Raw genomic sequence first — 22,866 nt, 5'->3', positions numbered from 1 at the left:
TCTTCCTCTTCCCACCATTCCTCCTCTTCTTCCAGAAGTATCCACTTCATAGCCTGTCACCAGAGGCCAATGTGTCCAGGCTCCTCTGCCGGGCTCGGCGTCTATATCTATTATGTTAATGGGTTCCGGAGGGAGATTTATCTTGTATCCTGCCAGAGCCTTGGTGTATCTGCGGCCGGGGCTAGGCCTGGAGCTTGTAGACTTTGGCCTCGACAGGAAAGACGGCTATTTTTGCAAGCATTAACGGTTCGGTTTCTCTGCGTAAGCTGCAGCTGGTAGCTGGCTTAGCTTTCCTGGCAAGCAGATCCAAGCTTTCCGGATTCTTGCAGGCTACTGCAAGAACTGTTGGCTCGCCGTAGCGTAATGGATAGTTTTGAAGCACCTTTGAGATATTTCTCTCTCCTGCAAGATATAGGAGTACGTCTATGCCGGGCTTTCGCGCAATGTTCTTGCCCCTAGCGTAGGCGGCGTAGACGGCGATGGTCGCGGCTAATACCTCTTTAAGAGAATGTCTTGAGGCCAGCGATACGGGTATAATGCCCACTATACATTTGCGATCAGCTTCAAGGCTGTCTGCAAGCTTCTCTAGCTCCTCATCTGTCCTCGTGCAGAGTAGTAGGAGGCTAATCCTGCCCAGCCCTGGAACTAGTTGTTGAAGCCTTATTCCTTGTCTCAAAGATTCTTCTAATGAAGTCAATGCTTTCACCCGTAATTTTTGAGACCTCTTCTATGCTGAGTCCACGTTTTGCTACAAGCTCTACAACAGTTTCAGCCTTATCCCAGGGGAATATTATCCATGCATCAGTCTCGCTGTGGTAGAAGTCTGGCCTATACATGGACCACGGTTTAACATAGAGTGTAGCAGTTACTATCTTTCTCGGGCCATAGTGCATTAGGAAGTTCACTGCCACGGTAAGCGTCTTACCGGTATCGGAGACATCGTCAACTACAAGTACAACCTTATCCCTAACATTCACTATGAGCGGCTGTGTTATAACAGGTTTCTCTGCTGTCTCGCCAACACCCCGGTAGAACTTTACCTCGAGTGCGCCCATAGTGTCTACGCCTAGGTAGTCAGAGAGGAGTCTTGCCGGTATCCAGCCGCCCCGCAGGATGCCGACGATCACATCTACATTAAGGTTCGTAGCGAGAATCTTCTCGGCTATGTGGGCGCAGCCCTCCTCAACTTCACGCCATGATACAGGCTTAAACCTCGTCGGCTGTGGATGTGGTATACCCGTCAAACCCTCCATGCCACCTCACATACATGCTAGGCTAAGAGGTAATTCTATCAGTCATTATATTGCAATGTGTAGCAAACAAGGGCCTAAGAAGTGCAAATACTCTAACAGCTTGCAGGCGTTCCCATGCAACAAGTGCTGTCAAGGATATTGACTATCTATTGTGTTTGTTGGCTCTGCTGTTCTGCTTGCCCGCTGGGCTGTTCTTGCTGTTGTTGGAAGAGGGCTGCTCTAAACTCCTCCGCATGCTGCTGCTCTATGAGGTATTGTAGCTCACCGGTACGCTTGTACAGCCTAATGAGCCTTGTAACGTAGCCTGCTATTTGGTTCCTAAGCTTCTTCGACGGAGTCTCTATAAGCTGTGATACTATACGCTTATTATGTTCAAAATCCTCTGTGAAGATGTCGGGATACATTTCTACGAGCTTCCTAGCTGTACGCTTTACAAGGCCTATCCTGACCTTGCCCATGCAGTGCCCCCCAGTGGGCTAGGGCTGCAGAGTGTAGAGGCACATATTTCTGACCCTCCAAGCAAGCCTTGACAGTAACACTTATATAGAAGCACCCCGAAGGCAATCTATCCCGGACATAGGATAGTGAGCGCATAGGGGTGTAAGCTATGTCTGCACGCCAGGTTGCTGCCCTTGAGCCTACTGGTGTACCAGTACTAATACTCAAGGAGGGCACCCAGAGGACCTACGGCCGTGAAGCACTAAGAACAAACATAATGATCGTACGCGCTATCGCCGAGACGCTAAGGACAACCTACGGTCCCAAGGGCATGGACAAGATGCTAGTGGACAGCCTTGGCGACATAACGATAACCAACGACGGTGCAACAATCCTAGACAAGATGGACGTACAGCACCCAACAGCGAAGCTCGTAGTGCAGATTGCCAAGGGTCAGGACGAGGAGGTAGGTGACGGTACAAAGACAGCAGTAATATTCGCTGGTGAGCTACTACGTTACGCCGAGGAGCTACTAGACAAGAACGTACACCCAACAATCATTGTGAGTGGCTACAAGAAGGCAGCCGAGGAGGCGGTAAAGAAGCTCCACGAGATAGCTGAACCCATAGACATAAACGACGAGGAGACCCTCAAGAAGATAGCAATGACAAGCCTCACAAGCAAGGCAGTCCACGGTGCACGCGAGCATCTAGCAGAGATAGTCGTCAAGGCTGTAAGGCAGGTTGCTGAGAAGAGGGGCGACAAATGGTACATAGACCTAGATGCGATACAGATAATCAAGAAGCATGGTGGTAGCCTACGCGACACCAAGCTAATCTACGGCATCGTCCTGGACAAGGAGGTTGTACACCCAGGCATGCCCAAGAAGGTCGAGAACGCCTACATTGTACTCCTCGATGCTCCACTAGAGGTCGAGAAGCCAGAAATCGATGCAGAGATAAGGATCAACGATCCAGCATTCCTCAAGAAGTTCCTAGAAGAGGAGGAGAAGATACTAGAAGAGATGGTAAACAAGATCTATAACGTTGCCATGGAGAGGATACGCAAGGACGGTATGGAGGGTAAGGCTGGTATCGTAGTTATAACCCAGAAGGGTATTGACGAGGTTGCCCAGCACTTCCTAGCAAAGAAGGGCATCATGGCAGTAAGAAGGGTAAAGAGGAGCGACATAGAGAAGATTGCAAGGGCGACCGGCGCCAAGATCGTGAGCAACATTGATGACTTAACACCCGAGGACCTAGGCTTCGCCAAGCTCGTCGAGGAGAGGAAGGTCGGCGAGGACAAGATGGTATTCATCGAGGGCTGTCCGAACCCAAGAGCAGTAACCATACTCATCCGCGGTGGTCTCGAGAGGCTTGTAGACGAGGCTGAAAGGAGCATCAACGACGCTCTACATGCTGTAGCTGATGCGATTAGGGATGGCAAGATTGTTGCTGGTGGTGGCGCGGTTGAGGTAGAGGTTGCTAAGTACCTGCGCGAGATAGCACCAAAGATTGGTGGTAAGGAGCAGCTAGCAGTAGAAGCCTTCGCGAGGGCTCTCGAGGGCCTACCAATGGCTCTAGCAGAGAACGCTGGCCTAGAACCTGTAGAGATAATCATGAAGCTACGTGCTGCCCATGCAAAGGCTGAGGGCAAGTGGGTAGGTGTAAACGTCTTCAAGGGCGATGTTGATGACATGAAGAAGCTCGGTGTCATTGAGCCGGTAAGCGTGAAGGCTAACGCGATCAAGGCCGGTACCGAGGCTGCAACAATGGTGCTAAGGATTGACGACATCATAGCGGCTGCACGCCGCGAGGAGAAGGAGGAAGAGAAGAAGAAGGGCGAGGAAGAGGAGAAGGAGGAGAAGGAGGAGTAACCACCCAGCCTTTTTAACCAGGTGTAAGGTCAGCTCTAGCCCCTCATTCTCATTAGCTTCTACATACCTTGTCTTTCCTTGGCGAGGCTCTGCTTTTCTGTTTTTAAGCTGTAGGAGAGGCTTAGGACTCTTTAACGGTGTAGTAGCAGAGTTGGAGCGTGGGCTACTCGTTATCGCTGGCACACCTGGCGCTGGTAAGAGTGTTTTAGGGTCCAGGCTTGCTAGACTCCTCAAGCTAAGATTCACAACTATCTCATGGCTTGTATTGTATAATGGGTTATGGGTTGAGTATGATGCTCAGCGTAGGAGCTTCGTAATAGACTATGAGGGTTTGCTGAAGCTGCTTACAGGGCTCAGAGGCTATATTGTTGAGACTCACTGGCTAGAGCCTTTCGAGGAGCTGGGAAGAGAGCATGTAGAGTTTATTGTTGTTGTTAGGTGTAACCCGCTCATACTCCTTGAAAGGCTTAAGCGTAGAGGTTGGCCAGCAAGAAAGATAATTGAGAATGTTGAGGCGGAGCTTGTAGGGGTTATAGCTTCAGAGGCACGTAGCCTACTAGACAAGGGCATCCCGGTATTCGAGGTTGTAACCTCTAATACAACGCCAGATAAGCTGGCGTTGGAGGTGCTTGAAGCCATTAGGTTGAGGAAAACAAGGTGCTGTATCGACTGGCTAAGTGTGCTCCGTGAGGAAGAGCTTAGCAGGCTTATTTCCAGTCTAGAGGAACTAGGAGGAGAGGTGGGTAGCCGGTGAGTGTGCCGGAGCTTGCAAACTTTGACCCGCAGAGACTGGCTGAGAAGTTTAGGGCTATACTATCAGAAATCAATACAGTGCTTTCTAGACGTGAGGAGCTGAGGGACTCGCTGATAAAGCTTGGCCGGGATGTGATCAAACTCTCCGGCTGGGCGATTAACGCTCTGCACCGGGGCCGAGTCGAGGAAGCTAGGAAGTATATTGAGGAGATGGACTCGATAGTTTCAAGGTTTAGGGAGATGGCTAAGTCTGACAGTTTCCTGGCTGAGAGCGGCTTTGTGTACAATGTATTGTCCGAGTATGTCGAGGCCAAGGTATTCTACTCGGTAGTCGTTGAGGGGGTCATACCTAGCCATAGGGAGCTTAGTGTACCCGAGGTACCGTACCTCCAGGGTGTGGGGGATGTGCTTGGGGAGCTTAGGAGGCTAGCACTAGACTACATGAGGCTCGGAAGACTCAACGAAGCAGAGAAAGTACTAGACCTCATGGAGGCTATGTACTATGAAATGCGTGCACTAGAGTATCCTGATGCCCTGCTACCTGGAGTCAGACACAAGGTTGATGTGGCGCGTCGCCTAATAGATGACACGAAATCCCTCCTCCTCAGTGTGAGGGCTAGAACGGGCTACGGTGCATCATAATGACCGGCTGGCAGCGAATGGATCCGGTAGAGGCGTTTCTCCTAACGCTATGCAGGTATCTCCGGGATCGCGGAGAGATGGTTCTAGGTATGGCCCGGGCTGCGGGGCAGGAGAAGCTCCTTGTATCACTCTACGGGTTGTGGCGTCGCCACGAGGCTGAGGAGACAGGCTTCCTCAAGTTCATGGACATAGTGTCGGAGATCCTCAACTGCGAAGACTGTCTAGAGAGGCTCAAAGAGATAGGCATTGAGGAATTCAGAGAACTTGACGGGGAGCCATACATGGTTATTGATATTGATAAAGTATCTAGGCTAGACTGTAAACACATCCTTGGAGAAGAGGAAGGCTAACCAGATTTCAGCTCTTGTAGAACTCATCTCAAGACACTACGCACAGCTAGACCAATTATCAAAGCCATCTTCACTTCTGCTTGTTGTAATGTCGTGTATGCATTTGGACCCGGACTAGGTCCTACGACAATCTCTACCCTTTCATCTATGAGTTTGAGCATTTGCTGTTACTTCCCTCTCATAGTATTGGTTCCCTACATCTCAGTAGTATGTACCTAGTACTGGGTATCAGGTTAGGTACTCTGGCGCAAGCATCACAGTACAGCAAGCTAAGCCCAGCACGGAAATGATCGTTTAAGACTAAAACTCGTCTTCAGCCTTGTTAAACCAAGGTGTCGTACACCATTAGATGATGAAGAATGGGGCGAGTTGAGCTATAACTTAGTGGGAGATATGGTTAGGAGGTGTGGCGCCGGGGGCGGGATTTGAACCCGCGCGGGGTGGACCCCCACCGGCTTAGCAGGCCGGCGCCCTACCAGGCTAGGCGACCCCGGCACCTGCCATGAGTGTGAAGATAGATTAGGTGGTCGGTTTAAATCTTTTCTCCGTGGCGTGGTGGTTTGCTGTCGAGCGTTGATGATGTTTTGTGGCCTTCGAGGATTGTTCTGAGGCGTATTGCGCAACACATTGCTGGCGATATTGTTATGAGTGATAAGCCTGGCCTGGCGCTGCGTAAGTGGCGTGAAATATTTGCAGCTAGCCAGGTGGAAGTTGCACGACACATGGGTGTCACATCAAGCGTTATTAGCGACTATGAGAAGGGGCGTCGCCAGCCCGGTTCGTTGTTCGTTAAGAGGTTTGTTGAGGCGCTCCTTGAGATTGATAGTGAACGGGGAAGCCCGGTTACACGACGGCTTGCCAGGATACTACAGCTCCACTATCTTGGCGCAGTCATAGACATGAGAGACTTCGAGGCCGGTATACCATTAGATGCTGTTATAAATGCAGTGCAGGGTGTACCCGTTAACTCCTACATCCCCCAGGAGCTACTCTACGGCTATACCGTAATCGATAGTGTGCGCGCGATAATGATGCTTTCCGGTAATGAGTTCCTATACTTGCTAGGCTCTACGACACAGCGTGTTGTCGTGTTCACAAAAGTTACCACGGGACGTAGCCCGATGATAGCACTTAGGGTTTCAACAATAAAGCCTGCAGCAATAGTACTCCATGGCCCAAAGAGGCTTGACCCGCTTGCGATCTGGATAGCTGAGAGCGAGAATGTACCGGTGGTGCTTAGCATGTGCAGCTCTGTAGAGGAGCTGGTTAAGAGGCTCCAGAAGCTTTCTTCCTCTCCTCAAGGAGTAGGATAGCAGCTGCTATATCGCCACCAACCTCCTCAAGTGCTCTCCTAGCCTCCTCAAGGCTGACGCCTGCTTGTTCAGCGACAAGCCTTACATCCTCTTCGCTAATCTCTGGGGCCTTTTCACCTATCGCCTCAACTTCCTCGACGCTATTAGAGACAGCTTGCAGCATAACCATGCCGCCCTGCATCTTCACAAGCAACACTTGCGGGTTAGCAAGCACCAGGGTTTTGCCATCAGTCTTCCTAACTATGACTTCCTCAGCTTCAACGACATCTACATCAGCCTTAATGCCCAACCTCTTAAACTGCCTACGTATATCGGCCGGGTTTAGTCTAAACAAGGCCCCTATCCTCCCCGGTCAATTCAATGAGGGCTTAACAGTATATAATAGGTTGTTTGGTTTTGGAGTTTAGAGCGGGACAGCCACCATTCATGCAATATGTGCACTACGCGACGTAGGTTGCAGAGGTGAGTCTATGTCGTGGCTAAGATAGCTCTCCGCATATTGGGTGGTGGAGGAGAGGTAGGCAGACTCTCAGTGCTAGTTAGGGTTAGGCCGGAGGAGCGTGATGGTATACTGCTAGATGCTGGCGTAAACTTTGATGAGGAAGACAGGCCGGTATTTGCGGCAACATACCCACCAAAGTATGTTAAGGCGATGATACTTAGTCATGCACATCTGGACCACATAGGCACAGCACCAATGTACTTTATCTCTGGTAGACCAAGAGTCTATGCTACAAAGCCAACACTCGAAATGGCAAAGCTAATGCTTGAGGACTTCCTAAAGCTCAACGGATACTATTCACCATACGAGCACTATGAGGTAAAGCTGTTGCTCGAGGCTGGAGAAAAGATTCACTATGGCCAACGCATAGACATAGATGGTGTTGAGGCAACCTTTTACTCGGCAGGACACGTCCCAGGTAGCACATTTACAGTACTAGATATTGACGGTACAAGGATGGGCTTCACAGGCGACATAAATACGATAGAGACCAAGCTTATGAAGCCAGCAAACCATCACATAATCGGCAGCCTCGACATACTGGTAACAGAGGCGACCTACGGTAGCAGCCTTCATCCACCAAGAGCCAACGCTGAGAAGAGGCTACTCTCAATAATCGAGGAGACGATCGACAGGAAGGGTACAGTGCTAATCCCGGCCTTCAGCATTGCGCGTGGCCAAGAGATAATGATGATACTAGCCGAGCACGATCCGGGTGTGCCTGTCTACGTCGATGGTATGATTAGGCAGATAACTGAGATATTCCTCGAAAATCCCGAGTACATAAACAACGTTAACCTGCTGAGGAAAGCCTACGAGGAGTTTAACATTGTGCGGGGCTGGCGCGATCGAAACAAGGCGTGGCGTGAGCCAGCAGTAATAATAGCCTCGGCAGGCATGCTCAAGGGAGGCCCAAGCCTATACTACCTAAAGAGGCTTGGGTCAAATCCGCGAAACGCAATCATACTAGTCAGCTTCCAGGCACCAGGCTCCAACGGTAGACGCATTCTCGAAGAGGGTCTAATGCCAGATACAGAGGAACCCGTAAGAGCTAGAGTTGAATGGCTAGATTTTAGCAGTCATGCCGACCGCAACGGTCTCTTAGATGTCGTAAGGACGACAAAGCCACGCTACATAGTAGTAGTCCACAGCGAAGCCGATGTAGCTGTAAAATATGCAGAGCTACTACGCAGTACTGGCATTCCAGAAGAAGTTATCGTAGCCGAAAACAATAGGGAGTATACGCTAGAAGTCTAGGCAGAAAAACACGGTATTTGTCTGGGATGGGTTGAGTAGTGGTGGGCCCGCCGGGATTTGAACCCGGGACCACGGGGTCCCGAGTCGGGCACAGCCCCGCGCCCTGGCGGGAGCTGTGTACCCCGCATCCTACCAAGCTAGACGACGGGCCCACCTCATCCACGTTGTTATTGTGGTTTAATCTACGAGTGGAGGTTTATAGTATTTGCTACCTCGCGCTTTTGGTTTCCAGCTAGCTTTTTAGAGGGAGAATTTCCAGGACTAACTGTGGGTGCAATTATGGTAGAAGAGATAAATACAACTATTATTAACATATATGAGCTCACTCGTGAGAACCCGCAGCTGCTAACGATTATGGCGATACAGTTCATACTAGGCCTTATAGCTGGCTACTTTACAGCCAAGATAGCACGTTATGTTCTAGGCCTTATAGGTGTATTCCTTGTTGGCGCTATTCTCGGTTTATGGGGTACTGCGGGAAGCATTGAGGATGCACTTGAGAGGCTCAAGGTGCTAGGTGAGGTAAAGGATGTTATTTACAAGCTGGCACAAGTATTCGGGTTCATGGCTATCGGTCCAACACTACTAGGCTTCGTCATTGGCCTCACAATAGGTGTTGTGAAAAAGTAGTATTGCTTGCTCGGTCATAGTAGGCGTGCCGTTATTTACATAGAGTCGCCTCTTTTTCACCTGCATCGGGGGCTGTTAGGGCCTTGATCATTAGGCGTGCACGGCCCGAAGAGGTTGTTAGGCTTAGAGCAATCGCAGACTATCAGTTTGGCTTTCCTGCAGGCGACCTATTAATCCCGGATAATGTGGTTGTAGGTGTTTCCCCTGCAACGCGCCGTATAAGGGAGATTTACGGCGAGGAGGGGCTGCTGGCTGTCCTCCGTGCACATGATTACTTGTACTCTCTCTCGCTATTAGGCGCCAAGAGGTTGCTAGCTCTTCCCGAGCCTCGTCTCCGCGCAAGGCTTCGTGTTGAAACACCTCCCTCCAAGAGCATTAATTGTAGAATTATAGAAACTATTGATCATGATCTCCGGCCCGGCGATGAGGTTATCGTGTTAAACTCTAGTGGCGAGCTTGTAGGTGTCGGCAGACTAAGATTATCGCCGACGGAAATACTTGAGAACGAGTGTTGGGGTGAGGCTATTAGGCTTAGGAAAACTGTTAAGGGGGATAATTCCTAGCTGAGCTTAGGGTTATGCGGGCTTGGCGTTTAGGGCTAGGTTTGAGTATAAGGGGATAAGGATAGCTTACGATGAGGCACTCTTAGAGGGAGCAAGTCTATTTGTGTCTGGATTTAAGGGATATGGTGCTGTAGGATATATAGCAACACTCCACTTGGCTGAGAAGGCGAACTGTAGCAAGGCCGGTTTTGTGCTTACAAAGTACATGCCGGAGGCTGTAACTCCAGGGTCTAGCGGTATAGTTGCGCCCTTTACCCTATACTCGTGTATGCCTCGTGACGATTTCCGTATTTTGCTTCTTGTAAACCATGATATACCGGTTGTGTATGAGCGTGCAAGATTTGCTGAAGCTATAGTAAGGTTCCTGGTGGAGAGGAATATCCCAGAGGCAGTACTCATAGGAGGATTTGATGCAAGGTATAAGCAGGGCGATGAGAAGTTTAGGTGGGTAGCAACAGCAGCATATTCTAGAAGTCTTGATGCCCCCAAGATGGATAAGGGCCTCTACGTTATTGGTCCTCTAGCGCTCCTCCTACTATACGCCGAGGTTTATGGCTATCCTGCTGTAGCTCTGCTACCCTACACAGAGACGGCTCGCCCCGACCCTCGTGCGGCAGCGGCTGCTATTGAGGTCATCAACAAGCTCTACGGCTTCTCCATAGGTGTTGATGAATTGCTAGAAGAGGCTCGCAAGATTGAGGAAATGATAGTGTTGATGGAGCAGCAGCAGAAAGAGGCGCTTATTCCACCGAGCAGCGAGCGTGCCTACATGTAAGCTGTTTAGCACTCTCCAAGCTCAGCCAGCTTAACTTCTACACCTCTTTTCCTTAGTAGCTCCGTTGTTTTCTCCGCAACGGGCCTACTCCACTTGAGCCCATCGCCCTGACAGTAGTATATCTCTATGCTTGTATAGTTGGCCTTGTTTGCCTCCACGTACTCTGCTATGCTCCTTGCGGTTTCTTCAACAACCTCCCAGTATGGTGTTAGGTTTACCTCAAACTGTGAGCCAGGATAGGTCTCAGCCAGCTCCTCTGGTATAGGGCCGAGGTACAACATGTATCCTACCACGTGGATGTCTCGTCTGCCTTTTTTGATACTGCGGTACAGCTTTGATGACGTGAATGGCTTCTCGAACGGTGATACAGGTATTAGCTTTAGCTCTCCCCTTATGCGCGGCTTGTAGTTTATTCTTATGCTGCGCCTATAGGCTACTACTCTAGGGTTGTAGAGGCTTTCAGAACCGTAAAGGAGTAGGCCTCTTACAAACCCTGTCTTTACACGTGGTGCTAGCTGCTCTATCTTCTCGATGTACTGTCTGAATTTTGCGAAGGCTGTTGCTAGGGATGGGTGGGCTCTACTCCTTTCCTCCAGCAGCTCCCACAGCCTGCCCTCACGGATTGCCGTCTTAACCTCGTTTATTGCTTGTCGGAGTACGTATAGGTTGTGTAAGGCGAGCAACTTTACCCTCTCATCGCGCGGCATTTCTCTCAACTCTTGTGGTGTATACCTACTGCACACAGGGCAGCTGCAGGGGAAATACTCTAGGTTTTCTAGCCGATAGGTCTTTGTTAGGGTCATGTACCGGTTATCCCTCGCGTAGAGGATGTAAGATGCTGAGTCGAACATGTCTACGCCCAGCGCGACTGCGAAAGGTATTATCATTGGGTGTCCTGCTCCGAAGAGGTGTAGCGGCCTTGTAACTGGTAGACTAAACCTTGCTGTAAATACCATGTCTAGTAGCGTACTGTATTCATACCTCTCGAGGAGAACCGTTGGGCTCCCAAGGGCGTATAGCTTGTAGTCCTTGAGCTTCCTGGCTTTCTCCGCGCTTTCGCGGACAAGGTCTATGAAGGGGCCGCCCTGGATGGGTAGGGTCCATATTCTCTTATCGGGATCTATGTAGCTTTGCGCCTCCTCGGCGCGTCTAAGTGTCTCCCTAACACTCTCTTCGGCTTGTTTCCTATCCCTCGTATTCCCCGTTGGTACGTCCAGGATTACAGCAATATCGCTACCTATCTTCTTCTCGTACTCAACTATTTCTCTTGGCTCAACCTCCACATGGCCGTATTCGAGTAGCTGGTAGGCACCAGAGTCAGTCATTACTATGCCTTCAAAGCCTAAGACTCCATGTACGCCCTTCTCTGCCGCTTGCTCGCCAAGCCGTTTCCAGAGTAGATAGGCGTTTGTTATCACGGCGTTAAAGCCGAGCCTCTTGATCTCGACCAGTGGTACCTCTTGCCTAACCGGGTCTATCACTGGCAGTAGTGCAGGAGTTTCGAGTACGCCGTGTGGAGTATAGAGTCTAGCTATTCTTCCCGCTAGGTCTTTTTCGCGGATTTCAAAAACTCCTATCTCGCGCTTCAAGCGGGCTTCTCGCCCCTCCTCTTAGCCTCAAGATACTCCTTCAGAAGGTAGCTAATCTTTGCGGCGAGAGTGCCAGCCCCTTCTACGCCGTTTGCTGTGACTCTTATACTATTATAGACTACTACTACGCCGGCATCCTCGTAGACTCTTACAGCGTCAGGACGTAGTCCAAGCTTTCTGACTATATAGTCTGCAAACTCTCTGGCATCAAAGAGCATTAGCTCATAGGCTCTTATCTCGGCTATTACACGGCCCATTAGGAATAGCCGTGGTACTTTCTCCCTTTCGGCTTCAACGTCTCCGAGTACGAGGTTCAGTTCTGGATGATCGAAGCCCAGCAGGGTTCCACGATACCTCTGCCCGTTAACCAATACTACTTCGACGCGTTTACCTACCAGGTTTTGTAGCTCAGCTAGAAACCTGCGCGTTGGTGTCGGAGACATTATCGACGCCACTACAACTACACCGGAGGTGGTAGGGGTGGCTGGAGTGCTATATAATAGGTAGTGTTTAGGGCAGATCTACAGAAACCTGGTGCATTACAGCTGGGGGGAACCGAGCTGTGGCTGGAGAAGCCATTGTAGCCTTTGAAGGAACGGTGGTATCTGTCGAGCCCGAGCTAATACCAAAGCTCTACGTAACTAGGATAAAGAGCAATAATGGCGAGTACGAGGTTGAAATGGACACTCATAGTGAGCTAATAGTCTTCAAAGAAGGTGATAATGTTCTGGTCGAGTTATCCCGTAGTGTGCCAGAATATCGAGACGGCGTTGACTTTGTTGGTAGGGGTACAGTTGTGTCTATCAAGAGGGATGGGGAGACCTACGCGGCACTAATATCCATGGGGGGACTACTCTTCATTATAAGGTCTCGCAAAGAGTTAGACCTGGCACCTGTAGAGAAGGTATACGTTAAGGTTGCACCGAGGAGCTAACATTCCCGGTGTGGGATTAGTTCCGGTGGGCTCCGCCTACAGGTTGATCCGGGATAGTTAGCAAGTGGGCTAGCTACGAGCACCACAAGCAGCATGGGGCAGGGTTTCGTTGTCGCGGTTCTGCTACTATTTCTCGCAGTGGCAAGTATGCTGTATGGGCTGGGGCTGGGCTCCAGCTTAGTTAACGCAGTGAATGAATCCCAGCTGCTTACTCTCCTTATGGGAGCTGTTGCAGTGGTAGTGATTGTTGCCTCTCTCAAGTTCCGTAGTGGTGGTGGTATCTGTGTAGAGATTGTATTTCCGAGGCTTACACGGACTGAGGTAATGAGAGCCGATACCGTAAAGCTTGAGGAGATTCTCCGGAGCCTATCTCGACATGTCAAGGTGAAGCTAGTCGCGGCTGAGCCAGATATGGCGAGACTATACGTTTATGGTAGGGATGTGGGTTACAGTGAGCTTACAAGCTTAATTCGCGACTATACTGAGGCCATGATAGTAAGGCCGTGTAGTAATGGGACAAGGATATGTGCTGTAGAAGTAGCCTCCATAGCTGTAGCTGAGAGAACAGTCAAGAGAATAGCCTCCAGCTCAACAACAAAGACACTAGTCATAGACTTTAAAGGAGTGATAGGAGAACTAAAGCTGGCTAACGCAGAGCTAATAGAGCTTGGGAACGTTATATCAGTAGTCGAGAAGGTAGAGCACGCGCTCGCAGCCGTAGAAAAATCGAAGCCCAGTCTTCTAGTTCTAGTCGAGCCTCTAGACCTAACTGATGCAGTCATCGAGCACATCTGTAGCTACGCGAAGCAATGCATAGTCGTGACTACTAGTTCTGATACGAAGTTGCCACCTTGCACAATAGATATATAAAACAGAAAGGTTTATAGCCAGCTAAGTAGATGAGGTATCCAATAATACATGGCGGTCCACCGCTGGATCCCGCCGTAGCTCAGCGGCAGAGCGCCCGGCTGTAGGTGGGGCGGGTAGGCCCCCCGCGCGCCCGACAACCCCGCAATGGGGAGCGGATGAGGGCGCGTCGGCATAGCAGCGGGGGCCGCAGCAGAAACCGGGCGGTCCGGGGTTCGAATCCCCGCGGCGGGACCACCCTCCCCCGGGTGCCCGCCGCCCCATCCATCACACATGTTCTGGCTTTTCGCTGTCAGTTCTTCCAGCAATCTATACATACCTATGTGCGGATTTCTACGAGAAACACTAAGGAGATATAATCTCTATTTTGTGTTGATAGTGTTCTACGTACTGGTATTCGATTACTATGCGAAGAGTGGAAGTATATGGTTGAAAGAAGCTGTGCTGCTACGCTGTTGCTGAGTTTTGACGCGAGGAGTTATGCGAGCTTGTTTCTTACCTCTTCGTCGAATATGACGAGATTTTGACACTTATCCTTAATTGTTTTTATGAACTCGATACCCTTGTCAATGTCTTCGAATACCAGTGTGTAGAGATACTTTGGCGTTCGTGCCTTAACCTTTAGGACTCTAATCCTTCTCGTTCCCTCTTCCGTCTCCTTACGCCTGTATCCAAGTTTAACCCTGCACTCACGTGCCCGTTCAAGCACCTTTAGGAATTCCTCTTCGCTCTTTACCTCCACGGGCATAGGCTTAGCACCCGGCCAGCCGCTTAGTGAAAGCCTGGCTATAAACTCAGTGCATTATAGCCTAGTACCTAGGTGATGTCCATAGCAGCTCTTCAAGGCCTAGAAGTCGTGGCGCTGCTATTCACGCTCCTTCTGGCGCTGCTGTGGCATCATATCCTGTTCGGAGTTAGGCGTAGTATTGCGCATGGTACGTTTAAACTGAACTGTTCGGGGAGGGTGGAGGCTAAGTGTTTGATTTCGGTCATAGTTGTTGTACGTAATAACCGTGAAGGGCTTAGGAAGCTCCTAGATGCTCTAAAGGGGTATGTTGAAAGATATAAGCTGGAACTGATAGTAGTGGATGATGCTAGCACTGCGAACGTAGTGGAAATAGTGCGGCAGCACCCTACAGCGGCGCATGTACGTTACGTGCGGATAGACTCTACGCCAAGAGATTGGCTTCCCAAGAGCTACGCGTTATGGGTTGGTGCAAATATTGCGCGTGGCGACATATTGTTCTTCCTAGACTCTGATGTGGAGCTAATAAACACGGGTTGTATATTATCAGTAGTGCAGAGAGTTCTTTGCAACCCAAATAGTAGGGTTATAGTGAGCTTCGTACCCCTTTTCAACTGTGGAAAATCCCGGCTCTGTATAGGCTTCGAAACAGTAGTAACAGCGATCATACAAGGGTTAGCTGGGCACCATAGAAAAAGCAAGCCATGGATTTATGGATGCTGCTGGGCCATAAGGAGACAGCTCTATGCCGAGCTCGGAGGCCATAGAGTGGTCAAGCAAAGGGTTACAGAAGATGTGGCTTTTGCTAGTCTCGCGGCAGCAAAGAATGTAGAACTAAAGATCTTTGATGCCCGCGAGATGGTAGCAGTAGATGCGGTGAAGAGTGTTAGGGACTACTTTTACTTCTCGGCAAGATACTCCTAGATTATCCACGAGCTGAGAGAGCCGCAGCTCTAGCAGTAATGGTCATGTTGATTTATGCGCCACCCCTAGCCCTCTTAGCAGCCCCCTACACTGCAAAGCCCATAGCGCTTGTGGCCTTAGCGCTAGAGTTAGCTGCATACGCTAGCGCAGCAAGACTAAACAAGTACCCGCCATACTCCATGGCGCTTGCACTACCTGCAGCCATACTTTTCGTTGCTGGTTCACTTCAAGCCTTACGAGGCTACACCGTATGGGCGTGTAGGAGAATATATCTGGCAGATTCACGCCTCGTAGTTAGCGAGCAAAGCAGCTGTATAAGAGTAAAGCGGTAGGCTATGTACTCCTTAATGCCTCGATGTTTCCCGGCTCCGCGACACTGCGCGGTACCAGGTCGAATGGAATACTCTCAGACTAGCCGAGGGTATGACAGTGGTACAAGCATCACATATCCACGGCTTCACAGAGGAGTTGATGATGTTATCCGAGGGACATGTCATAAATGTAGTGAGGCTTGAAGCCTGGCCCCCTCCCTGGGGGCGTTGGGGGGACCCTGGCTTGCCAGCCGAGGTTCATGGATGCAGGGTCTACTTGAATCGATTAGCAGCGCCAGAGCCCATAGTAGTTGCAGACTGTACAGTGACGGGTAAGGTGGGCGCCCGAGGCGAGGCCCACGCGGCGATAGAGGGGCTCCTCCGGCTCCTAGACCATGGTCTCGGCCTCAAGGAGGCCCTCGAAGCCACGGGTTACAGCGTGGAGCCGCTTGCCCGCAGAAGGTTCACAGTACACAGTGCTCCACTGCGAGGCGGAGGCGAGGCCCGAGTCGTAGAGGCTCGAGGCGTCGTGCTAACAGCTACAGCTGTGCTCCCTGTGAGCCTCATGGCTCGTGTAGACGATGGTGTTAGAGAGCGTCTGGAGAAGGGTGCAGTGCTGAGGATAGGTGAAGCAGTGGAGCCACCCGTCTACCTTTCCCGGCCGGTGCTCGAGCCTGGCGATGGTGAACCCGCCGGTCAAAAGGCTATACCACGTTTCGTCACCTATGCAGCTGAGGGTCCTCCTGAGGCAGTGCCCAGCAACGCTACGATACGGGTCTACACGCCCCGGGGCATCACGGTGATAGACCAGGGAATCCTTGGGGAGACTGCTGAGTGGCTCGTGCTAGATATGCACTGCGTCACCGGCTGGAGCGTCAGGGGGAAGCGTTGGCTAGCCGCCCCGTTGCGCGAGGTTCTCCGCTTGGCTGGGGCTGAGGTGCCGTCCGGGGGCTGGCTTCTAGCCCGCAGCGCTGGAGGATACGCCTCTATCGTCCCGCTCCAGGAAGCTCTCGAGTACGGCTACATAGCGATAGGCCTGGAGGGGAAGCAGCTTGACAGAGACCGTGGCGCGCCAGCCAGGCTAGTACTCCCCAGGCTGTATGGCTGGAAGCACACCAAGTGGCTCACCGAGATACACCTACTCGAAGGCTACACTGACGGCTACTGGGAGGCTAAAGGCTATCACGAACGCGGCCTAGTAGCGTTAGAGGAGCGGTTCAAGATACGCAACCTGGAACTCATAGACGTAACAGAGCATTAATGCGAGGAGAACGAGAAGATGTCCAGACAGCTGCCCTGCAGAGAATGTACCAAGCATGTGTAAGAGCAGCGATGAAGGTGTACCAGAAGTAGAACATTGCAATTATTGCATGGTATAAGAGCTTCCTGCCTAATATATGGCCGTGGATCGTGGAGAAGGGAAGGCCCGCAGGTGGAGCCGCCGCCGGGATTTGAACCCGGGACCTCCGCCTTACCAGGGCGGCGCTCCGCCAGGCTGAGCTACGGCGGCTTCCAGTGTAGGCTGTGCATCTAATGGTGTGTGGGTATATTCTTTACGGTTTCATTGTTTTTGCACCCCCACCTCTGCCAGGGATGTTAGGGGTATAGCTGGTATGGATGTAGGATTCCCAGTGAGAGTCGTACGTGAAGGCGGCGTGGAAATCGTTGTACCTGACATGGATGTCTATCGTAGACCCAATGGTGTCTACGAGCCTGCGTGGGCGCCAGTCTTCTATAATCCGAGGATGGCGTTCAATCGTGACATAGCGGTGGTGTTTGCGCGTACATATGCTAGGCTACGTGGACTCGATAAGCTCGTTGTTGTAGAGCCACTTGCTGGTAGTGGTGTTAGGGCGGTACGCTATGCTGTTGAGGCTGGGGCAATAGTGTTTGCCTCAGACATAGATTCCGACGCCGTATACCTCTCGAGAGTTAATGCTGAGCGGAATAAGGTCTCCGAGAGAGTTCGTGTGGAAAAGGCGGATGCAAACGAGTTTATGGCGCGGCTTCCGAGGATGGGGGTGAAGCCAACGATAATAGATATAGATCCTTTCGGTAGTCCCGCGCCATTCCTAGACACTGCTATACAAGCCCTAAGACCCCGAGGCGTACTCGCTGTAACAGCGACAGATACAGCCCCCCTCTCTGGAACGCATCCTAGAGCTCTACGCCGACGCTATGATGTAAGGCCTGGAAGACTTGCATGGGAAAAAGAGCAGGCAGTACGTATACTAGCAGGCTACATTATAAGGCGCGCAGCAGCACACGAGTATGGTGTCCGCATACTTCTAGCCTACTATGTAGACTACTATGTCCGAATCTATGCCGAGCTATGGCGGGGGGCAGGCCGGGCAGATAAGTCACTGGAACAGCTAGGCTACGGTGCATATTGCTACAGCTGTGGCTACACTAGCCTAGCTAGCAATCCGTTAGAACGCTGCCCCTACTGCCAAGCACAGTTAGGCATAGTAGGCCCACTATATATCGGGAAGCTCTGCGACGAGTCATTCATAGAGGAGATGTTGAGAGAAGCTGAGAAGATGTGGGACATACTAGCAGAACCTGATAGGGTTGTAAAACTTCTAGAACAACTCCTCAAGGAGTGTGACATAGTAAAGCCCTATTATAGGCTCGACAAGCTATGCAGTATACTACGCATGAACATGCCTAAGATGAACACAGTAGTCGAGGAACTCCGTAACCGAGGCTACAATGCAACCAGAACGCATTTCGATCCACGCGGCTTTAAAACTAATGCACCCCACTGGGCTGTGGTAAAGATGCTCCTAGAAACTAGGCGTTAGCTCTGCATCGCCCTCCTCAACATCCTAATCTTAGTGTTGAGCCAGGCACCAAACATAGGGCAGTTTATCGGGTCGAAGAAGCCGCCACTATGGCATTTTTCAAGGTTCTTACAGGTAAAGCATGGTATTTCCAGAGCATTACCTATCCTCACCTCTAGCCGAACCTGCTGCTTAACCTGCTTAGCCAGGTATAACTTGTAAGTCCTTCTACCTCTATGCACGGCAGGTTCGCGCACAATAAGTCCCTTCTTTAGGAGCCTCAATGTCAGCCTTGACCCTTCACGACTATCAAGGCCTAATGCTTTCCACAGCTCATGTTGGTAGATGCCTTCATTGCCTCTAGACTTTATGATCTCGAGGGCACGCGCTTCAAGCTCGTCAAGACCACGGTATCCAACATCCTCTATCGAGGGCTCTATTGCCGTACTCAAGGCCTGGCCTCCCCTTCCCCTACGCTAAAGCTAGCTTTGTTCTGTAGGCGGCGACTGTACATACAGTAGCTGTAGCCACCGAACTGTAATAATAGGGTTTGGAGCCCCTATATTTTTATCCGGCATAGATTTGCGGGTTCACACTACCGTAAACCGTTGAAGGCGGTAAAGTGGGCAGCCAGTATGAAATATGTGGTGGTGGCTAGACAGGTTTGGAAGAAAGGGAGAAAGAAGTCTAGCTAAAGCCTAACCTCAATGTAGAAGTTGTCTACGATATCTCTATACCTGTTCCTTATTGTTGCATCCGTAACTCCTATTGCTTGTGCGACTCTCTGCTGGTTCCTTTTCTCGTCGAGTAGTATGGATGCCACGTAGACGGCTGCAGCTGCCAGAGCTTCCGGCGGCTTGCCCTGCGCAATACCGGTCTTGGTTAGCATTATTGTGAATCGGGTAGCTAATGCCTCAACCTCGCCAGAAAGCTTGAGCTTTGACGCTATCTTTGATACGTACATTTGTGGTCTGGGTGGAGTTGCAACTCTCACCTTGAGCTTTGTCACTATCTTCCTGTAAGCCTTCCAAATCTCCTGCCTGCTCAGTCCGAGAGTCTCGGCAACATCGCGCATTGTTAGTGAGTGCCCCTCTATCCTTGAAGCTATGACTGCTGCAGCTGCAAGGTAGACATGCTCATTATTCTTCTTGATAACGCCCATAAGGTATAGCTTCTTCACGAGCTTAGCCATGGTCTCGGCGACGCGTGGTGGGAGATTAAGCTTTGCGACAAAGTGATTGAGGTCCTGCAGGAGCTTAATCATCTTCTTTTGGCCGTGGGTTCTAAGCTGTGTTTGTAGCTGCACAATCTTCATTGCACGTGGGTCTCGGCGGTTCCGCTGGACATATGTTGTCAAGCCTTTATCGTGTACCCGCTCGGTTAAAGGTGCGCCAACCCTGCTCCTAAGCAGCCTATCCTCTTCAGTATAGCTCCTCCACTCGGGTCCAGTGTCTAGTGGTGCATCGTCTATCACGTAGCCACAGTTGGTGCAGACTAGCTTACTCCCATCACGTTTAGCGTAGAGCTTTAGGGGCGCCTTACACACGGGACAATATTCCAGACCCTTGGGTAGAGGTATACTCATCTCCTCCTACCTCCCCTCCCCCTACCACCCCCGCCACCCCTCCGGCCAGCCTGTCTACCACGGTGTTGTCTTGGAGTTCTCGTTTTGCGCGGCCTCCTGCCTCTCTTCTGTGGCCTAGGCGGCTTATAGTATACCACTTCGCCACTAGCCAGCTTGATCTCCCTACTCGCGGGCTTAACCACGGCATAGGGCTCCTTTACAGGGCCTATGATGTCGAGTAGCACGCCTATGGGCCTTAGATCCCTGTCATACACCCTAACATTGAGTGGCGGTGGCTGCTGTTCCTCTAGCTTCACCACTATGTATCCGTTCGGTGTTGTATGTAGCACGGTGCCCAACCTTCTCAAAGCATGGATCCCTAGCTAGGGGGGTGGCGGGGTGCTCCTATTATTACTCCTATACACATGGTATTGCAGTGTAGTCCAGCGTATAAGCGGGGAGGCTCAAGATCCCAGCATAGGGTGTTGGCCTGCATTGATTCAAATCGCCGTGGTGGGATGTGGTAGTACGGGATTATTCCTTGCAGCTGGGCTAGCAGCCTCCGGCTACAAGCCCATCCTCTTCTGTAGCCACGATGAGGCGGTTGCTGCAATAGCAGCTAATGGTATTAGAGTTGTTGGACATGGCGAGGCCTATGCAAGGGTTTCAGCAGCGCATGTCAGTCTCGCTCAGCCACAGTATAAGCTAGCATTCCTGGCATTTCGCCTTAATGGGCTCCGGGAAGGGCTGAAAGTGGCTAGCCAGCTTCTTTCAAGCGATGCTCTTGGAATCGTTTTGCTGCAACCTTCACCCTTGGCTCTCGAGGAGGCAGAGAGTGCTGGATTTCCTATTGCGGGGTTTCTACACCTCGGCACTTGTGTGTGGAAGATAACTAGTTCAACAGTTGAATGGAGTGGTAACGGATTTGCAGTCTTTGCAGGGCTTAACGATGCAGGTCGTGTTGTGATGGACATCGCAAAGGTATACAGGCTAGATGCTAGGCTTTATGGCTCCGAGAAAATCGGATCAGTTGCCTGGGATGCGTTGTCAGTGGCAGCCTCGGTGCAGCCTGTATCAGCCTTACTAGGTGGTTGCAGTATCAAGGCTCGCTAGGTCTAGCTATGCTATGCAGCTAGTGGAGTCCCTTGCAGGCGAGGTTGAGCTTGTAGCTGAGAAGCTTGGCATACAACTTCTACGAAGACCAGTTGAAGCTGCAAAGGAACTCGTATCTGTGCGGGGTTGTAGACCTAAAATGTTACAGGATATAGAGGCTAGAGTTGCGACCGAGGTAGACTACATAAATGGCTATATTATCCGCGAGGCTGTTGTCCGGGGGCTCTACACTCCCTATAACATGGCGGTATACCTTGCTGTTAAAGGGCTGGAAGAAGTATTAAGGGGCTAGCTTGGGATGCCGCTAAGGGTTACGGTGAGGATAGCGAGAGCCTATCTTGAAGCCCTAGTGCTTGGCGACAGGATTAAGCCATTTCAAGCTGCAAAGAGGAGGGTTTTTGCACGCTACCACATACTGGGCACAAAGTACGACCGTGTATTTACAGCGATAACCTATAGGATGTTTAGGCTACTCGGCATCGTGGATAAGATAATAGCTGAACGCATAGGCAGAATTGACTATCCCACACCAGTCATGCAGGCTCTACGACTAGCAGTCATGGTCTCCCAATTCGATACGGTGGGCGACAGAGTGTTTAGTGAGTCTCTCATAGAAAACCTTGCGAGGATTATTGAGTCAGAGTACCCGGGGATGGGGGAACTGGTAGTAAGGCTCTACAAGAGCCTAGAGAAGGAGCCCTGGAGTCCATCCACGAAGCTCGAAGAGCTAGAGTATCGACTCCTTCTTCCCCGGATACTAGTAGAGGAGCTTCAGAAGCTGTTACCTCCCGGTGAGGTTGAAGAGTTTGCAAAAGCTGTAAACACGGATAGGCCCACGTTAGGCTTTCGCGTCAATAGGTTAAAGGCCAGTGTTGAGGAGATTATTGAGGAGCTTCAGTATGCAGGAGTAGATGCGTGGCCTAGTACACGCATACCATACCACGTATCCTACAAGGGCTCCCTCAACTATAGCCGGTTTAAACCCCTACTTGAGGGCAAGGTCGTGCCGCAGGACGAGGCTAGTGCTGCTGCTGGCTACCTACTAGGTGCAAAGCCCGGCGAGCTAATAGTCGATATGTGTGCTGCTCCTGGAGGCAAGACAACACATCTAGCCGAGCTATCAGCGCTCGGAGCGAGGATAGTAGCGATAGACGTCTTTATAGATAGGCTTGAGCGGCTAATAGAGCTGGCAACGCGCACTGGCACGTGGCCTTCAATATACCCAGTTAGAAGTGATGCGATCTTTGCATCCCGCTATGTCAGGGACAGAGTTGATAGAGTTCTCCTTGACCCACCTTGCACTAGTACTGGTGCTTTGGCAAAGCATCCCGAGGCCAGGTGGAGGCTCACAAGGGAAGCCATAGTAAGGCATGTGGGGCTCCAGCGCCGCTTACTACTTGAAGCTGTTAAGCTGCTAAAGCCTGGCGGCCTCCTCCTTTATACGGTTTGCAGCGTTCTACCCGAGGAGGGCGAGGAGAACATAAAATGGTTACTAGAGACGGTGAAGGGTATCGAGATTGTGCCCCTTACCGGCCCATATGATCCATCCCCGCTTCTCCCAGGCACTATGAGGGCTTGGCCCCACCGACACGGGACAACAGGGTTCTTCTATGCGCTGCTAGAAAGGAAGGAGTGATGCTGAAGCGATAATTACCCGTAGTTCCCCATGTTCCAACCTGGTGTT

28 protein-coding genes and 4 tRNA genes are annotated in these 22,866 nt (G+C 51.0%); 19 read left to right on the top strand and 13 right to left on the bottom strand.

The genetic code is table 11. The annotated features are described in order from the left end of the window. Nucleotides 1-181: 181 nt before the first annotated feature. The 3 genes from cgi121 to HBUT_RS09980 form a co-directional block, all read right to left on the bottom strand. The gene (cgi121, locus tag HBUT_RS02520; RefSeq protein ID WP_048061402.1) at nucleotides 182-676 is read right to left on the bottom strand and encodes a KEOPS complex subunit Cgi121; all 495 of its coding nucleotides are present in this window, start codon (nucleotides 674-676) and stop codon (nucleotides 182-184) included. Beyond that, on the bottom strand, nucleotides 624-1,253 hold the full coding sequence (locus HBUT_RS02515; protein ID WP_048061401.1) for a phosphoribosyltransferase: 630 nt from the start codon (nucleotides 1,251-1,253) through the stop codon (nucleotides 624-626). The genes cgi121 and HBUT_RS02515 overlap by 53 nt, the downstream gene beginning before the upstream one ends. Nucleotides 1,254-1,399: 146 nt before the next feature. Next, a complete protein-coding gene (locus HBUT_RS09980) occupies nucleotides 1,400-1,711 on the bottom strand; it encodes a 30S ribosomal protein S17e (protein ID WP_011821662.1) in 312 nt (103 codons plus the stop codon). A gap of 149 nt (nucleotides 1,712-1,860) precedes the next feature. Between HBUT_RS09980 and thsB the strand changes: the two genes are divergently transcribed. The 4 genes from thsB (at nucleotide 1,861) to HBUT_RS02490 (ending at nucleotide 5,312) form a co-directional block, all read left to right on the top strand. Next, nucleotides 1,861-3,567 carry a thermosome subunit beta gene (gene thsB, locus HBUT_RS02505; protein WP_011821661.1) on the top strand — a complete coding sequence of 569 codons (1,707 nt, stop codon included), beginning with the start codon at nucleotides 1,861-1,863 and terminating at the stop codon, nucleotides 3,565-3,567. A 151-nt stretch (nucleotides 3,568-3,718) separates the two neighbouring features. Further along, on the top strand, nucleotides 3,719-4,321 hold the full coding sequence (locus HBUT_RS02500; RefSeq protein WP_011821660.1) for an adenylate kinase family protein: 603 nt from the start codon (nucleotides 3,719-3,721) through the stop codon (nucleotides 4,319-4,321). Continuing rightward, complete coding sequence (locus tag HBUT_RS02495; protein WP_228546755.1) at nucleotides 4,318-4,962, top strand: translin family protein; 645 nt, start codon at nucleotides 4,318-4,320, stop codon at nucleotides 4,960-4,962. Before HBUT_RS02500 ends, HBUT_RS02495 begins: the two co-directional genes overlap by 4 nt. Further along, nucleotides 4,962-5,312, top strand: a complete 351-nt coding sequence (locus tag HBUT_RS02490; RefSeq protein WP_048061400.1) for a hypothetical protein — start codon at nucleotides 4,962-4,964, stop codon at nucleotides 5,310-5,312. The genes HBUT_RS02495 and HBUT_RS02490 overlap by 1 nt, the downstream gene beginning before the upstream one ends. A 407-nt stretch (nucleotides 5,313-5,719) precedes the next feature. On the opposite strand, the gene HBUT_RS02485 is transcribed toward HBUT_RS02490, so the two are convergent. Then, nucleotides 5,720-5,807, bottom strand: a tRNA-Ser gene (locus tag HBUT_RS02485). Between the two features lie 65 nt (nucleotides 5,808-5,872). On the opposite strand from HBUT_RS02485, the gene HBUT_RS02480 reads away from it, so the two are divergent. Further along, nucleotides 5,873-6,625 carry a helix-turn-helix domain-containing protein gene (locus HBUT_RS02480; RefSeq protein ID WP_228546754.1) on the top strand — a complete coding sequence of 251 codons (753 nt, stop codon included), beginning with the start codon at nucleotides 5,873-5,875 and terminating at the stop codon, nucleotides 6,623-6,625. Here HBUT_RS02480 and HBUT_RS02475 read toward each other — a convergent pair. After that, on the bottom strand, nucleotides 6,579-6,959 hold the full coding sequence (locus HBUT_RS02475; protein WP_011821656.1) for a nascent polypeptide-associated complex protein: 381 nt from the start codon (nucleotides 6,957-6,959) through the stop codon (nucleotides 6,579-6,581). The genes HBUT_RS02480 and HBUT_RS02475 overlap by 47 nt on opposite strands. Before the next feature lie 141 nt (nucleotides 6,960-7,100). Between HBUT_RS02475 and HBUT_RS02470 the strand changes: the two genes are divergently transcribed. Next, the gene (locus tag HBUT_RS02470; RefSeq protein ID WP_011821655.1) at nucleotides 7,101-8,384 is read left to right on the top strand and encodes an MBL fold metallo-hydrolase; all 1,284 of its coding nucleotides are present in this window, start codon (nucleotides 7,101-7,103) and stop codon (nucleotides 8,382-8,384) included. Between the two features lie 39 nt (nucleotides 8,385-8,423). On the opposite strand, the gene HBUT_RS02465 is transcribed toward HBUT_RS02470, so the two are convergent. Next, nucleotides 8,424-8,536 (bottom strand) — tRNA-Pro (locus HBUT_RS02465). A gap of 127 nt (nucleotides 8,537-8,663) precedes the next feature. Between HBUT_RS02465 and HBUT_RS02460 the strand changes: the two genes are divergently transcribed. From HBUT_RS02460 to HBUT_RS02450, 3 genes are all read left to right on the top strand, one after another. After that, nucleotides 8,664-9,014, top strand: a complete 351-nt coding sequence (locus HBUT_RS02460) for a hypothetical protein (protein WP_011821654.1) — start codon at nucleotides 8,664-8,666, stop codon at nucleotides 9,012-9,014. Nucleotides 9,015-9,097: 83 nt separating this feature from the next. Beyond that, nucleotides 9,098-9,577: a PUA domain-containing protein gene (locus HBUT_RS02455; protein WP_011821653.1), complete on the top strand. Its 480-nt coding sequence runs from the start codon at nucleotides 9,098-9,100 to the stop codon at nucleotides 9,575-9,577. A gap of 22 nt (nucleotides 9,578-9,599) precedes the next feature. Then, the gene (locus HBUT_RS02450) at nucleotides 9,600-10,352 is read left to right on the top strand and encodes a proteasome assembly chaperone family protein (RefSeq protein WP_011821652.1); all 753 of its coding nucleotides are present in this window, start codon (nucleotides 9,600-9,602) and stop codon (nucleotides 10,350-10,352) included. 5 nt (nucleotides 10,353-10,357) lie between these two features. On the opposite strand, the gene tgtA is transcribed toward HBUT_RS02450, so the two are convergent. Together tgtA and HBUT_RS02440 are read right to left on the bottom strand one after the other, a co-directional pair. Next, nucleotides 10,358-11,941: a tRNA guanosine(15) transglycosylase TgtA gene (gene tgtA, locus HBUT_RS02445; RefSeq protein WP_011821651.1), complete on the bottom strand. Its 1,584-nt coding sequence runs from the start codon at nucleotides 11,939-11,941 to the stop codon at nucleotides 10,358-10,360. Then, nucleotides 11,938-12,396, bottom strand: coding sequence for an Lsm family RNA-binding protein (locus HBUT_RS02440; protein ID WP_011821650.1), 459 nt, complete (start codon nucleotides 12,394-12,396; stop codon nucleotides 11,938-11,940). The genes tgtA and HBUT_RS02440 overlap by 4 nt, the downstream gene beginning before the upstream one ends. Nucleotides 12,397-12,503: 107 nt before the next feature. Here HBUT_RS02440 and HBUT_RS02435 point away from each other — a divergent pair, with 107 nt between their 5' ends. The 3 genes from HBUT_RS02435 to HBUT_RS09445 all read left to right on the top strand — a co-directional run bounded on the left by HBUT_RS02435 (nucleotide 12,504) and on the right by HBUT_RS09445 (nucleotide 13,979). Continuing rightward, the gene (locus HBUT_RS02435; protein ID WP_011821649.1) at nucleotides 12,504-12,875 is read left to right on the top strand and encodes a DNA-directed RNA polymerase subunit G; all 372 of its coding nucleotides are present in this window, start codon (nucleotides 12,504-12,506) and stop codon (nucleotides 12,873-12,875) included. Between the two features lie 219 nt (nucleotides 12,876-13,094). Further along, the gene (locus HBUT_RS02430) at nucleotides 13,095-13,745 is read left to right on the top strand and encodes a hypothetical protein (RefSeq protein ID WP_153801364.1); all 651 of its coding nucleotides are present in this window, start codon (nucleotides 13,095-13,097) and stop codon (nucleotides 13,743-13,745) included. Nucleotides 13,746-13,813: 68 nt separating this feature from the next. Then, a tRNA-Tyr gene (locus HBUT_RS09445) sits at nucleotides 13,814-13,979 on the top strand. A gap of 241 nt (nucleotides 13,980-14,220) precedes the next feature. On the opposite strand, the gene HBUT_RS02420 is transcribed toward HBUT_RS09445, so the two are convergent. After that, the gene (locus HBUT_RS02420; protein WP_011821647.1) at nucleotides 14,221-14,490 is read right to left on the bottom strand and encodes a 50S ribosomal protein L38e; all 270 of its coding nucleotides are present in this window, start codon (nucleotides 14,488-14,490) and stop codon (nucleotides 14,221-14,223) included. A gap of 231 nt (nucleotides 14,491-14,721) precedes the next feature. On the opposite strand from HBUT_RS02420, the gene HBUT_RS02415 reads away from it, so the two are divergent. The 3 genes from HBUT_RS02415 to HBUT_RS08840 all read left to right on the top strand — a co-directional run bounded on the left by HBUT_RS02415 (nucleotide 14,722) and on the right by HBUT_RS08840 (nucleotide 16,983). Then, nucleotides 14,722-15,411, top strand: a complete 690-nt coding sequence (locus HBUT_RS02415) for a glycosyltransferase family 2 protein (RefSeq protein ID WP_011821646.1) — start codon at nucleotides 14,722-14,724, stop codon at nucleotides 15,409-15,411. Between the two features lie 38 nt (nucleotides 15,412-15,449). Continuing rightward, nucleotides 15,450-15,743: a hypothetical protein gene (locus HBUT_RS02410; RefSeq protein WP_153801363.1), complete on the top strand. Its 294-nt coding sequence runs from the start codon at nucleotides 15,450-15,452 to the stop codon at nucleotides 15,741-15,743. A gap of 223 nt (nucleotides 15,744-15,966) precedes the next feature. Further along, on the top strand, nucleotides 15,967-16,983 hold the full coding sequence (locus HBUT_RS08840; protein WP_011821645.1) for a molybdopterin-dependent oxidoreductase: 1,017 nt from the start codon (nucleotides 15,967-15,969) through the stop codon (nucleotides 16,981-16,983). Between the two features lie 172 nt (nucleotides 16,984-17,155). On the opposite strand, the gene HBUT_RS02400 is transcribed toward HBUT_RS08840, so the two are convergent. Beyond that, nucleotides 17,156-17,232: transfer RNA gene (locus HBUT_RS02400), tRNA-Thr, on the bottom strand. 103 nt (nucleotides 17,233-17,335) lie between these two features. Here HBUT_RS02400 and HBUT_RS02395 point away from each other — a divergent pair. Then, nucleotides 17,336-18,526 (top strand): tRNA (guanine(10)-N(2))-dimethyltransferase, encoded by a 1,191-nt coding sequence (locus HBUT_RS02395; RefSeq protein ID WP_011821644.1) that lies wholly within the window; start codon nucleotides 17,336-17,338, stop codon nucleotides 18,524-18,526. On the opposite strand, the gene HBUT_RS02390 is transcribed toward HBUT_RS02395, so the two are convergent. The 3 genes from HBUT_RS02390 to HBUT_RS02380 form a co-directional block, all read right to left on the bottom strand. Then, a complete protein-coding gene (locus HBUT_RS02390; RefSeq protein ID WP_011821643.1) occupies nucleotides 18,523-18,957 on the bottom strand; it encodes a helix-turn-helix transcriptional regulator in 435 nt (144 codons plus the stop codon). The two genes, HBUT_RS02395 and HBUT_RS02390, sit on opposite strands and share 4 nt — an antisense overlap. A 239-nt stretch (nucleotides 18,958-19,196) precedes the next feature. Further along, complete coding sequence (locus tag HBUT_RS02385; RefSeq protein ID WP_194840493.1) at nucleotides 19,197-20,051, bottom strand: transcription initiation factor IIB; 855 nt, start codon at nucleotides 20,049-20,051, stop codon at nucleotides 19,197-19,199. Nucleotides 20,052-20,086: 35 nt separating this feature from the next. Continuing rightward, nucleotides 20,087-20,437: an H/ACA ribonucleoprotein complex subunit GAR1 gene (locus HBUT_RS02380; RefSeq protein WP_011821641.1), complete on the bottom strand. Its 351-nt coding sequence runs from the start codon at nucleotides 20,435-20,437 to the stop codon at nucleotides 20,087-20,089. A 127-nt stretch (nucleotides 20,438-20,564) separates the two neighbouring features. Between HBUT_RS02380 and HBUT_RS02375 the strand changes: the two genes are divergently transcribed. From HBUT_RS02375 to HBUT_RS02365, 3 genes are read left to right on the top strand one after another with little or no spacing between them, the layout of a single operon-like run. Beyond that, nucleotides 20,565-21,182: a ketopantoate reductase family protein gene (locus HBUT_RS02375; protein ID WP_011821640.1), complete on the top strand. Its 618-nt coding sequence runs from the start codon at nucleotides 20,565-20,567 to the stop codon at nucleotides 21,180-21,182. A 22-nt stretch (nucleotides 21,183-21,204) separates the two neighbouring features. Then, complete coding sequence (locus HBUT_RS02370; protein ID WP_194840492.1) at nucleotides 21,205-21,474, top strand: ketopantoate reductase family protein; 270 nt, start codon at nucleotides 21,205-21,207, stop codon at nucleotides 21,472-21,474. A 6-nt stretch (nucleotides 21,475-21,480) separates the two neighbouring features. Then, on the top strand, nucleotides 21,481-22,818 hold the full coding sequence (locus tag HBUT_RS02365; RefSeq protein WP_011821639.1) for an RsmB/NOP family class I SAM-dependent RNA methyltransferase: 1,338 nt from the start codon (nucleotides 21,481-21,483) through the stop codon (nucleotides 22,816-22,818). Nucleotides 22,819-22,866: the final 48 nt, after the last annotated feature.

Source organism: Hyperthermus butylicus DSM 5456 (assembly GCF_000015145.1).
Lineage (GTDB): Archaea > Thermoproteota > Thermoprotei_A > Sulfolobales > Pyrodictiaceae > Hyperthermus > Hyperthermus butylicus.
This window is presented reverse-complemented; position numbering and strand designations above follow the sequence as displayed.